We start from the raw sequence: 11,430 nt of genomic DNA, 5'->3' as shown, positions 1-11,430 counted from the left end.
CACTGCTCGATACCAGTCGATCATTCCGGACGCCGGCCCGCAACGATCGATATGATCACCGCGAGCCGGCGGTGGCCGGCATCGCCGTGGAAGCCGTCCTCAGCGCAAGGTGGCGACAACGTCCATGAAGCGCTTGACCCGATCGCCGTCGACGGCGTTCCAGGTATTGCCATCGATCTTGAAATGGGTGCCGATCACGACGCCGCTCGCCAGCGAAAGGACATCGCGGACATTGTCGATGTTCACGCCGGTGTTGGCGAAGACCGGCACGTCCTTGATCGTCTCGCAGACGCTGCGCAGGTGGGACTGGTCGGCCGGCTGGCCAGTGATCGGACCGGAAACGAGGATGGCGTCGGCCATCGACGAGAACACCGCGCTCTTGGCGCGCAATTCAATAGGACGCTGGTCGAGCGAGTGTGCGAACTCTGCATTGATGTTGAAGAGAAGCTTCATGTCGTCGCGGCCAAGATTGTGCCGCAGGCGCGAGGCGGCGGCGCAATCGGGCTCCCACAAGCCCATGTCGGAAGCGAACAGGCCGGTGAAGATCTCGCGCACGAAACGGGCTCCGGTGGCAGCCCCGATCGCGACGCTGGCGGTCGGATCCCAGAGATAATTGACGCCAAACGGCACTTTCAGTTCGGGCTTCACCGCCTGGACGATCGCAGTCATGGCGGCAATGCCTTCCGGCGGCGCCTTGAAGACATAGGGGCGGTCGTTCTCGTTGCCGAACATGATGGCATCGACGCCGCCGCTCTGCAGCTTGCGGATGTCGGAGAGTACGCCATCGATCAGCTTGTCGAGGCCGCCATCGGCATCATAGAGGGGCGTTCCCGGCAGGGCACCGATGTGGGCCATCGAGATGACAGCCTTCTTCTTGTCGCCGAAAAATTCAAATACCATCGAGTCGTCTCCTTGGGGATAAAGTGAGAATGTTGCGCCTCAGTCGCGCGTCAGTGGCGGCGCGATGCGCAGGTCGACCTTGGCCGCGGCGAGCGCCGCGGCGATCTTGGCCGGCGGCTCGGCATCGGTGATGAGGATATCGATGTCCGATAGTGGCGCTATCCGCACCAGCGACATGCGCAGGAATTTGGCGGAATCGCAGAGCACGATCTTGGTGCCTGAGCGTCTCAGATAGGCGCGCTTCATATCGGTATCATCGAAGGAATAGTCGAAAAGGCCGTCCGCCGTGATGCCGGAGACGCCGATCACGGCGACGTCGAACCACAGCGCCTCGAACTGGGCGATAGCCGCGGGTCCGCCGGTCGACATCTCGTCGGCTCGTACGCGGCCGCCGGCAACATAGACTTCGGGCATACCGCCGTTCAGCGCCGCCGCGATCCTGAGGCTGTTGGTGAACACCTTGGCGTGCGGAAGGTCCTTGAGGTGCTCGGCCATCAGATAGGTGGTGGTGCCGACATCCAATGCGATCGTGCGGTATCCCGAAACCAAGGCGGCCGCGGCGGCGGCAATCGCGGCCTTCGGGTCACGGCGCTGGCGCAAGCGCGAATCGAAACTCGGCTCCTCACTGTCCATGGCGACCAGCGGCGGGTTATCGGCCTCGATCGCGCCGCCATGGATTCGCACCAGCCTGCCCTCGCGTTCCAGTTCGACGAGATCGCGGCGGATCGTCATGTCGGAAACGGCGAGTTCGGCCGCTGCCGCGGCGACGGTGAGCGACCCCGTCCGGCGCAGGAAAGCGAGGATGCGGGCTTGTCGATCGTGCGCGAGAAGGCGCTGACGATCGGCATCGCGCGGTGCGCCATGCGTGGATGTCTCAGGAGCGGCGGTGTCGTCTGCCATCGATGTATCCGGTGGGTAAGCCGCTGACGAAGCGGTCTGCAGTTTTGACTCTATCGCATGATCAAACATTTTCAAACAAAAATATGTTTGCAGTGTTCGAATTTATGGTATGCATCTCCATATCAACAGAACGCATTCCGTCACCAAGCAGAGAGAATACGACCATGCCGGCTGTCTCCGTCATTCCTCCAGTGCTTGCCGAACTCGCGGGCAAGCGTGCCTTCGTGACGGGCGGCGGCGCGGGGATCGGTCGCGCGATCGCGACCGCCCTGACGCGGCAGGGCGTCGCCGTGGCGATCGGTGATCTGGATCCCGACGCGGCACGCAAGGCGGCTGAGGAAATTGGCGGCGATGCCGCCGCCGTCACGGTCGATGTTCGCCGCCGCGATTCCGTCGAGACGGCCTTTGCCACTGTGCTGGAAGCGCTAGGCGGCTGCGACATCCTGATCGCCAATGCCGGCGTGTCCACCATGCAGCATGCGCTGGACCTGACCGACGAGGAGTGGGACTTCAACTTCTCCGTCAATGCACGTGGTGTATTCCTGGCAAATCAGATCGCTGGACGGCATTTTGTCAAGCAGGGCACGGGCTGTATCGTCAACACCGCCTCGCTTGCGGCGAAGATCGGTGCGCCGCTCCTAGCGCATTATTCGGCGTCCAAGTTCGCCGTGCTCGGCTGGACGCAGGCCTTTGCCCGCGAGCTCGCGCCCAAAGGGATACGCGTCAATGCCGTCTGCCCGGGGTTCGTCAAGACCGGCATGCAATCGCGAGAAGTCGAGTGGGAGGCGCATCTGCGGCAAGTCACGCCCGAACGGGTGGTCGCCGACTATATCGCGCAGACGCCGCTCGGCCGGCTCGAGCTGCCGGAGGATGTCGCCGACGTCGTCGTCTTCCTCTGTTCGGATCAAGCCCGCTTCATGACTGGCCAGGGGGTCAACGTGACCGGCGGCGTCTACATGACCTGACGGCTTTTGGCGGCTGTAACCGGATCCTGATGCTGGCACGCGCCATCCAAAAAAAGTGAACACATATGATCAGAAGGCAGGCTTTCAATGTTATATTTTGTTCTCTAAGATGACCGTTCGCTCGACTCCGGCCTTCGGCGTTCAGCCGGGTCAGACGGGTTCATGAGGAAAGTCTATGGCGTCTATCGAGCTCGATCGCGTTTCCAAGCTCTACGGCAATGGCAATTACGGGGTGCATGAGGTCGATCTCACCATTCCTGACGGTGAATTCGTGATCTTTCTCGGCCCGTCGGGATGCGGCAAGTCGACGACGCTGCGGATGATTGCCGGCCTGGAGAGTATCTCTTCCGGCGATCTCCGCATCGGTGGCAAGAGCGTCGCCAATGTCGCGCCGCGCGACCGCAACGTCGCGGTGGTTTTCCAGAGCTACGCGCTCTATCCGCATATGTCGGTGCGGCAGAATATGGCCTTCGGGCTGAAGATGCGCGGCACCGACGCAGCGGTCATCGATGCCAAGATTGCGGACGCCGCTAACCTGCTCGGGCTGCAGAATCTTCTCGGCCGCAAGCCGGCAGCGCTTTCGGGCGGCCAGCGGCAGCGTGTCGCGCTCGGTCGGGCGATCGTTCGCGAACCGGCGGCCTTCCTGCTTGACGAGCCGCTGTCCAACCTCGATGCGCAGCTGCGTGCAGAGATGCGGCTCGAACTCGTCAAGCTGCACCGGCGCCTTGGCCGCACCATCGTCCATGTCACGCATGACCAGGTCGAGGCCATGACCATGGGCGATCGCATATGCATCATGCGCGATGGTCGCCTGGTCCAGGCCGGCCGGCCGCTTGAAGTCTATGCCGACCCGGTCAACACCTTCGTCGCGCGCTTCCTGGCGACGCCGCCGATGAACCTCATTCCGGCCACGCTTCAGCCCGCACCTGGCGAAGGGCTCTCCGTCGTGACCGACAGTGGTGCCGTGCTTACCGTCCCCGCCCGCCACCGCAACGCCTATGGCGAGCGTGTCGGGCGCCGCGTCATTCTGGGCGTTCGAGCCGAAGATTTCCACGAACGCGCCGACAAGCCGGACTGGCAGAAGATTGCCGTACGGGTCGTGGCCGTCGAGGCTCTCGGCGCCGAGAACGTCCTGATCGGCCAGATCGCGGGTCAGGCCACCGGCAAGGATCATGCCCACCCCGCCGGAGACGACAAGCCGTTGGAGATCGCCGCCCGCCTGAGCCGTTATTTCACGGCGCCCGTCGGCTCGATCGTCGAGCTCTACATCGACCCGCTGCCAATGCACCTGTTTGATCCCGAGACCGAACTGGGCATCGCGCGGCCGAGCCTCATGGGGGCCACTCGATGATGGACAGAAACGAACGGCCTGCCTTTCGCCGCCGCTTCGGCCTGCATTTCGGGCTGATTGTCGTTTGCGCCATCGTGCTGCTGCCGCCGCTCTGGGTGCTGCGGACGAGCTTCGTGCCCGAGCAGCTATCCTACAGCAACGAGCTGATGCCGGCCTTTACGACGGACAATTATTCGGCGCTGCTGTCAGGTCGCTTCGGTCAGTCCTACCTCAACAGCCTGATCGTCGCGCTCGGCTCGGTTCTGCTCGCTTTGCCTTTCGCCGCCACCACCGGCTATGCCTTCGCCCGCTTCCGTACGGGCGGTCGTTGGGCGCGCTTTGCCGTTCTGGCGACGCAAATGCTGCCGCCCGTGGCGCTGGTGCTGCCGACCTTCACGCTGTTCCGAAGCCTGGAGCTCAGCAATTCGCTGACCGGGCTGATCATCGTTTATGCCGCGCTCAACCTGCCTTTCCTGACCTGGATCCTGATGGGCTTCTTCGAAGGCATTCCAGTCGATCTGGAGTGGGCGGCGATGACCGACGGCGCGACCGCCTGGGGCGCCTTCTGGCGCATTGTGCTGCCGGTGTCGATGCCCGGTATCGCGGCCGCCGGCGTGCTCGGTTTCATCCTGGCGTGGAATGAGTTTTTGTTTGCCCTGGTTTTGAGCGGGCCGAAGACGGCGACCATACCGGTTGCGCTCGCCGCGTTGCAGACCTCGAACGGCGTCCAGATCGCCAAGGTTTCTGCCGGCGTCGTGCTTGCCATCCTGCCGCTGGTCGTGGCTTCCCGCTTCATCCAGCGTTTCATCGTCCAGGGCTTGACGTTCGGCAGCGTGAAATAGGCCGGCCGCTCCGAGAGCCGACATGGCTCGCTAGCCGGTTAGGAAATCGTGGCGGGATCACCGCCGCGTCCAGAGGGAAAGAGGAGTAGAGAGTTATGACTTGGAACAAGCAGACCTTGATCAAAATGCTGATGACGGCCGTGAGCGGGGCAGCTGTTGTCAGCGCATCGCTTCCGGCCAGGGCGGCTGAGCCCATCACCTTGCACGCCTTGATGGAGGACGTGCCGGAAACCAAGATCATCGAAGCGCTGTTGCCCGAATTCGAGAAGCAGACCGGCATCAAGGTCGAGTTCGAGAAGATCGGCTATCCCGACATGCACGACAAGCTGGTGTCCCAGCTGACCGCGCCGCAGAGCTACTACAATGTGCTCGAGGTCGACTTCCTGTGGGCCGGCGAATTTCCGGCCGCCGGCTGGCTCGCCGATCTGAAACCCTTCGTCGAGAAATCCAAATACGATCTGAGCCCCTTCATTCCCTCGACGCTTGACCTGCTCGGCCGGACCAAGGACCAGCTGTTCCTGGTGCCCATGTACAACTACTCGATGGGCCTCCTCTACCGGACGGACCTGATCGGCGACGAGAAGCTCAAGGCCGCCTACAAGACGGCAACCGGCAAGGAGCTCGCTTTGCCGACGACGCTCGAAGACTATGTGACGATTTCCAAATTCATGAAGGCCAATGCCGGCGTCGCCGGAGCCGCGATGCAGGGCCAGCGCGGCGATCCCAACAGCATGGAATTCTCCAATTACCTGTTCTCCGCCGGCGGCAGCTATCTCAATGCCGACGGCAAGGCGAGCCTCGACACGGCAGAGGCCAAGAAGGCGCTCGATCTCTATGTCGACAACATCCAGCACGGCGCCCAGCAGGGTGCCGTGTCGGCGACGCTCGATGACACCATGCGCCTGATGTGCAGCGGTTCGGCCTTCAGCATGGTCACCTATTGGTGGATGCTGCCGCAGATGGACGATGCCGTGAAGTGTCCGACGGTCGCCGGCAAGGTCGGCCTGTCGGTGATGCCGGGTGGCCATGGCGAAAGCGGCGGTTGGGGCTGGGGCATTCCCAAGAACACGTCGCCGGAAGAGCAGGAAGCCGCCTGGACCTTCATCCAGTGGGTGCAGAGCAAGGATGTTTCGGTGAAGCGCGCGCTCGAGGGCCACGCGCCCGTGCGCAGCGACGTCTATGCCGATGCGGCGGTGCTGGCGAAATATCCCTTCTACAAGACCGCCGAGGATGTGGTGGCGACCGGCAAGTCGTTCCCGATCTTCACCTATTCGGCGCAATACGAGGATCTGCTCGGTACCCAGCTCTCGCTGGCGGCTGGCGGCCAGGCGACATCGGACGCAGCGCTGAAGGCGGCTTCCGACGGCCTGCAGGGGCTCCTCGATAAATAGCGGTCCGGCTCGGCAAGGAGATCCGGCGCGGCGGTGTCAGCCGCGCCGGATCTTGTCCAGACCCCGGATCCTGACGAGATCAGCAACGCCACCCCGACCAAGGCTCGGCTACGATGCACAATGCGATCAAAAAAGGATGGGCTGCCCGTGGCCGCGAGTGGCGGACCGGCTGGGCCTTTGCCTTGCCCGGCCTGCTGCTGCTGGCGATCGTGATGGGCTTTCCGCTGGCCTATGCCTGCATCCTCTCGATCTCCTCGATGACCTTGATCAAGCCGCAGCTTCTGCCGCTTGTCGGGTTCAAGAATTTCGCCTCGATGATCGGCGATGAGCTGTTCTGGAACGCGCTCTGGCTCACCGTGCGCTATTCGGCGGTGACGGTTGTCGGCGAATTCGTGATCGGGCTCGGTATTGCCCTGATGCTCAACCGGACGGTCCGGATGAAGCCGGTCTATTTCGCGATTCTGACCATTCCCATGGCGATGTCGCCGATCAGCGTCGCCTTGATCTGGCGCATGCTGCTCCAGCCCAATCTCGGCATCGCCAATCATCTGATGGAAACGTTCGGCCTGCCGCGCCTCGACTGGCTCGGCACGCCAGGCATGGCGCTCTGGACGATGGCGGCGATCGACATCTGGCAGCAAATGTCCTTCGTCGTGCTGATCCTCGCCGCGGGGCTCGCCGCTTTGCCGCGAGATCCCTATGAGGCAGCTGAAGTGGATGGCGCACGCGGCTGGCAGCAATTCTTCTACATCACGCTGCCGATGCTTCGGCCGGTCGCGGCGATCACCATCATCATCCAGCTGATCAACGAGTTCCGGACCTACGATCTGCCCTATGTCCTGACCAAGGGCGGGCCAGGCAATGCGACCGAAGTGCTGAGCTTCTTTGCCTATCGCCGTGCCTTTCTCGGCCTTTCGCTCAACGAAGGCGCGGCGGCCGCGTTCGTGCTGCTGCTGATCGTCCTTCTGCTCACCGTGATCTTCTTCGCCGTCCTCGAACGCTCGCAATCGGGAGAGGGCCGGAAGTAGGCTGTTAAGCCTTGAGCAATCTATACGGCCTATCCTGGCTTGCAGATTGTCGAGGGAACATGAAACGCAAGCCGCTTCTGCTTTTCGCCTTTCCGTTTCTCATTCTGGCGGTCCTGGCAGGGGAGCGCGTGGCGACCTTGTTGCTGGGCACCTATCCAGCCAGCCCCACCGCATGGTGGCTATGGCTTGAACTGCGCCCTCTGTCGACGGTGCTTTGGCAGCAGGTCGATGTCTGGCTGGGTGGTTCCATGGCTGTCGACGCCGTCATTCTTGCCGCGGCAGCGATCGTCTGCTGGGTGGCGTGCCACACCAAAAAGTCGGCATTCTCGTTCCTCGCCAACCACGTCGCCTTGATTTTCGCTGGCCTGATGATCGCCGTCGGCAGCCATTCGGAAACGGCGAGCACGATTGCCGAATTCACCTCGCCCAAGGGTCTTCCGTATTCGCTGGCCGTCGATTTCACCTTGAAAAACAGCCTGGTGCTGCTTTTGGGCATCGTGGCCTGTGCCTACTGCCACATCGCCTTCCTCACTGAGGCGCGGGAGCGGTCCGTCCGGGCCATCCGTATCCTGGCGCTGCAGCGCGATCTCTAGACCGATCGCCACCTGCAACCCGCCCGCTCCGGGCTCTGCCGGGTCTAGTTGATCCGGCGGTAATAGACCTTGCCGTCGGGCTGCTGGATGCGCTGGTAGTTGGAGCTTGGGGCAGGGGGCGAGGCCGACGCGATTCTCTTCCTGGGTGCGGGCGCTTCGATGACGCCGGGTTCGCTCGCGCTCTCGCCGTCGAGGGCTTCGGGCGCTTGTGCCAGCGTGCTGGTGGCGATCTCGGACGGTTCTTGCGCACCCGGCATGGTCTCGCCGCCGGCGACCGGCACATTGCGCCCCAACCGGGCAATGTTGCCATCGATCTCGTTGAAGCTGCCTTGCAGCTGGCTGTCCAGTTTCTCGAACCGGCTCTGAAAACCGTTGTTGACCGTGTCGAGCCGGGCCGCGATCCGCTGCTCGAACGCGCCGAGCTGCTCCAGCCGCGCTTCGACGAAACGCAGGTCGCTCATGCCCCGATAGAGATAGACCGCGGCCGCCATGTTGATCGCGGTGATCAGAAGCGCGCCACCGGCGACGATGACGCCGATCGTCTTTGCCTTGCTGGGTTTCCCGGTGGCAACCGGTTCGCGCTGTTCCTGGTTTCCCACGTCGATCGCCGGCATGTCCGGTTCGCTGATCATCGTCATTGGACCACCACCTTTGCGCCGACCGCGACGCGCTTGAAAAGATCGATCACATCCGTGTTGGTGAGACGAAAACAACCCGATGTCCCGTCGAAGCCGACACCCGACGGGGCGTTGGTGCCGTGAATGCGGTAGAGCGTGTCGCGCCCGTCCCGCGACAGGTAGAGCGCCCTTGCGCCGAGCGGGTTGTAGGGGCCGGCGGGCACCATTTTCGGCAGCTCCGGCTGGCGGGCCCGCATTTCCTGCGGCGGGCGCCACTCCGGCCATTCGGTCTTCGCCCCGACCTTGACGGTGCCGGTCCAGCCGAACCCGTCGCGTCCGACGCTGATCTGGTAGCGCAGCGCCTGGCCCTGGCGGGTCACTAGGTAAAGCGCCTTCTCGTCCTTGCGGATGACGATCGTGCCCGGCTGCTCGGCGGTTCTAAAGGCAACGGCCTTGCGCAGGCTGGGCCCCATCGCCGGCAGCGGCGGCCGCTCCGAAAGCGCCGATCGCGCCTCGGCGAAATCGTGGACGGACAGCGCCAGCGCCACGCCGAGCACGCAGGCGCCGGCGAGCTTTGGGACGATCCGATATCTATCGGGCAGCGTCATCGAGCCGCTCTTTGAACATCCGCTTCAGATCCTTGTTGAAGCGCGCCCGCCCATCCACTTCCGATGGCGGGATGGCCCTGTTCAGCGCATCGGTCAGGAGCGCGTTGTCGAGCGCGACCGACTTGATGTGCGGCGCCTTGAAGATCTTTTCGAGCTCGCTGCGCGAAAAATGGTTCCCGAACCATTTGCGCTTGTGCTTGTTGGCGACAAGCGTGATCGAGACCGCATTGCCGCGCAGCTCGCGGATCTTCTTGTAGAGCCGCTTGCCTTGCCGCAGCGAAGCGACGTTGAGCTCGAAGACGATGAAGATCTCGTCGCTCGTCGAAAGCACGGAATTGTGCCAGGGCGTTTCCAGATTGGGCAGGTCGATGACGATGTCGTCGAAGCGGTAGGCGACGAGGTCGAGCAGCCGGAAGACGAAATCGCTGCCATGCGGCTCGAATGGCAGTTGCGGCCGCTCGAATGCGTAGAGCGTGAGCCCGGACGGGCGGGACAGCTTGATGACGTCCATCAGCTCGACATCGAGCCGCTCCGGCTGGCCGATGATGCCGGCAAGGTCGAACTGGTTGAACAGATTGAGATAGGCGCCGCAATTGGCGCTCTGGAAATCCAGGTCGACGAGACAGGTGGACGCCCCGCGCTCAGCCGATTTCGACGCCAGGAATTCGGCCGCCGACAGCGCCAGCGTCGTGGCGCCGGCGCCGCCGCTGGCGCCGATGAAGGTGATGATCCGGCTCTTCGTTCCCTGGTTGCCGGTGTCGTGGAAGGTCACCGCATTGAGCAGCTCCTTGCCGTCGAGCGGCTTGTGCAGCCAGTCCGAAGCGTTCATGCGCACCAAAACGCGCGTCTGCTCCGAGCTCAGCTCGTCGGAAACCGCGATCAGCGGAACGCTGGCCCACAGCGCGCGCGCTTCGACGATGCCGGGCCTGCCGAGCAACTCGCCATTGCCGAGATCGAGGATGACGATGCCCGGGCGCGTCTCCGCCGGTGGCCCCTTGAGAAAGTCGCTCGTCTCGGAAACCCTGACGTCATAGATCGCCAGCGCATCGAGCCGCGTCGCCACATCGCGCTTGAACTGCGGATCCGACGAGAACAGCGCAACCTGCTTGCGCTTGGTCGGCGTAACCTTGGTGTTGATGGCGTTCATGGGAAGGTGCTCTTTAGGTCTTCGCCCGTGACTGTGCTCAGCATGGAGGGCATGGTGATATTTGCGAATCCGAGGAAGAAGAACTGGAAGGGATGATTGGTGATGCTGACGGTGACTGTCGGTACTGGCCCGCTGGGGCGCGTCCAGTAGCCGAGGCCGGATGCCTGGTATTGTATCCGCACTTCGGACTTCGCCAGCATTGGCAGGAAAGTCTGCATTCCGGCCCGACTGCTGTTGCCGCTGAAAATGAAATCAAAAGCGGCCTGGCTCACATTGAGATTCTGACACGTGGCGCCTGTACCACAAGTGCAAGTGACGCTTCCCGCGGTATTGGCAGTGCAGATATAGTTGTAGGTGTTTGCGGCCACTGCGGTGCCGATTTTGGTTACATCGCTCTGCGTTATCGTCTCGGCCAGAAGCCCGCTGGCGACAGGTGTAGAAATCTGCGCCAGCCTTGCGCCGGCTTGCACCGCTTTATTCCCGGCATTCCATTGGTAAAAAGCGTAGCCGAAATCGACGAAGCCAAGCAGAAGCGTCAACAGTAGTGGCATCACTATGGCCATTTCGACCATAGTCGCTCCGGACTGGTTGGCCCAAAATTTGATGCGCTCCGTCACCATCCAATGACTCGTTCCTGATGGGACACGCTCAGAGTGAGAGCACCAAAGCCGAGATACGACCAGAAGCCGACGTCCGGATAAGAATAGGAGGTACTGACGTCCACGACATCGACAGTGCTCTTGCTGCTAAGATAAAGCTGTGTGCCCGTGGCCACATCAACCGCGTCTAGCGAGCGCGCCTTGGTGATGGCAACTGCCGCCGGCAGCCATCCGGTCACCCTGGCGGTGCCGTTGGCGACCGCCCCGTTGGCAGCAAGGTTTTGAGCCCGCCCCTTGCAGGTCTCCCAGTCACTGCTGCATCGTGCCATGTAGCGACCCGCATCCTCGACGCCGGCTTCGAGAAGCAGGCGCGTGTTCAGGATGTTGGAGAACTCGAACACACCAGCCGATAACAGAAATACGAGTGGTATGGTGATCGCGGCTTCCACCAAAGCGGCGCCATTTTCGTCGCCTTGGAACCGCCCAATGATTTTGCCGAACCTAGTCATG

Annotated in this window: 13 protein-coding genes; 6 read left to right on the top strand and 7 right to left on the bottom strand. The window is 62.7% G+C overall.

The annotated features are described in order from the left end of the window. Nucleotides 1-99 precede the first annotated feature (99 nt). Both NKI69_RS19720 and NKI69_RS19715 read right to left on the bottom strand, forming a co-directional pair. On the bottom strand, nucleotides 100-900 hold the full coding sequence (locus NKI69_RS19720) for a BtpA/SgcQ family protein (RefSeq protein ID WP_023809131.1): 801 nt from the start codon (nucleotides 898-900) through the stop codon (nucleotides 100-102). Nucleotides 901-939: 39 nt separating this feature from the next. After that, the gene (locus NKI69_RS19715; protein ID WP_352609946.1) at nucleotides 940-1,800 is read right to left on the bottom strand and encodes a DeoR/GlpR family DNA-binding transcription regulator; all 861 of its coding nucleotides are present in this window, start codon (nucleotides 1,798-1,800) and stop codon (nucleotides 940-942) included. Nucleotides 1,801-1,964: 164 nt separating this feature from the next. Between NKI69_RS19715 and NKI69_RS19710 the strand changes: the two genes are divergently transcribed. From NKI69_RS19710 to NKI69_RS19685, 6 genes are all read left to right on the top strand, one after another. Beyond that, the gene (locus NKI69_RS19710; protein ID WP_352722405.1) at nucleotides 1,965-2,765 is read left to right on the top strand and encodes an SDR family NAD(P)-dependent oxidoreductase; all 801 of its coding nucleotides are present in this window, start codon (nucleotides 1,965-1,967) and stop codon (nucleotides 2,763-2,765) included. Between the two features lie 175 nt (nucleotides 2,766-2,940). After that, a complete protein-coding gene (locus NKI69_RS19705) occupies nucleotides 2,941-4,116 on the top strand; it encodes an ABC transporter ATP-binding protein (protein ID WP_023809128.1) in 1,176 nt (391 codons plus the stop codon). Then, on the top strand, nucleotides 4,113-4,937 hold the full coding sequence (locus tag NKI69_RS19700) for a carbohydrate ABC transporter permease (RefSeq protein WP_081734746.1): 825 nt from the start codon (nucleotides 4,113-4,115) through the stop codon (nucleotides 4,935-4,937). Before NKI69_RS19705 ends, NKI69_RS19700 begins: the two co-directional genes overlap by 4 nt. Nucleotides 4,938-5,032: 95 nt before the next feature. Next, on the top strand, nucleotides 5,033-6,328 hold the full coding sequence (locus NKI69_RS19695; protein WP_352722404.1) for an ABC transporter substrate-binding protein: 1,296 nt from the start codon (nucleotides 5,033-5,035) through the stop codon (nucleotides 6,326-6,328). Between the two features lie 113 nt (nucleotides 6,329-6,441). After that, nucleotides 6,442-7,356, top strand: a complete 915-nt coding sequence (locus NKI69_RS19690) for a carbohydrate ABC transporter permease (protein WP_128302633.1) — start codon at nucleotides 6,442-6,444, stop codon at nucleotides 7,354-7,356. 59 nt (nucleotides 7,357-7,415) lie between these two features. Beyond that, the gene (locus NKI69_RS19685; RefSeq protein WP_352555009.1) at nucleotides 7,416-7,949 is read left to right on the top strand and encodes a hypothetical protein; all 534 of its coding nucleotides are present in this window, start codon (nucleotides 7,416-7,418) and stop codon (nucleotides 7,947-7,949) included. Nucleotides 7,950-7,993: 44 nt separating this feature from the next. Here the strand turns inward: NKI69_RS19685 and NKI69_RS19680 are convergent, their stop codons facing one another. From NKI69_RS19680 to NKI69_RS19660, 5 genes are read right to left on the bottom strand one after another with little or no spacing between them, the layout of a single operon-like run. Further along, a complete protein-coding gene (locus NKI69_RS19680; RefSeq protein WP_352722403.1) occupies nucleotides 7,994-8,587 on the bottom strand; it encodes a hypothetical protein in 594 nt (197 codons plus the stop codon). Further along, nucleotides 8,584-9,174, bottom strand: coding sequence for a L,D-transpeptidase (locus NKI69_RS19675; protein WP_352722402.1), 591 nt, complete (start codon nucleotides 9,172-9,174; stop codon nucleotides 8,584-8,586). Before NKI69_RS19675 ends, NKI69_RS19680 begins: the two co-directional genes overlap by 4 nt. Then, on the bottom strand, nucleotides 9,158-10,321 hold the full coding sequence (locus NKI69_RS19670; RefSeq protein ID WP_352722401.1) for a CpaE/TadZ family protein: 1,164 nt from the start codon (nucleotides 10,319-10,321) through the stop codon (nucleotides 9,158-9,160). The genes NKI69_RS19675 and NKI69_RS19670 overlap by 17 nt, the downstream gene beginning before the upstream one ends. Then, nucleotides 10,318-10,941, bottom strand: coding sequence for a TadE/TadG family type IV pilus assembly protein (locus NKI69_RS19665; protein WP_352722400.1), 624 nt, complete (start codon nucleotides 10,939-10,941; stop codon nucleotides 10,318-10,320). The genes NKI69_RS19670 and NKI69_RS19665 overlap by 4 nt, the downstream gene beginning before the upstream one ends. Then, on the bottom strand, nucleotides 10,935-11,429 hold the full coding sequence (locus NKI69_RS19660) for a TadE/TadG family type IV pilus assembly protein (protein WP_352722399.1): 495 nt from the start codon (nucleotides 11,427-11,429) through the stop codon (nucleotides 10,935-10,937). Before NKI69_RS19660 ends, NKI69_RS19665 begins: the two co-directional genes overlap by 7 nt. Between the last annotated feature and the right edge of the window lies 1 nt (nucleotide 11,430).

This window comes from Mesorhizobium sp. M0491, from assembly GCF_040321265.1.
Classification (GTDB): Bacteria; Pseudomonadota; Alphaproteobacteria; order Rhizobiales; family Rhizobiaceae; genus Mesorhizobium.
Note: the sequence above shows the minus strand (reverse complement) of the source record. Positions and strands in the feature narration are given on the sequence as shown.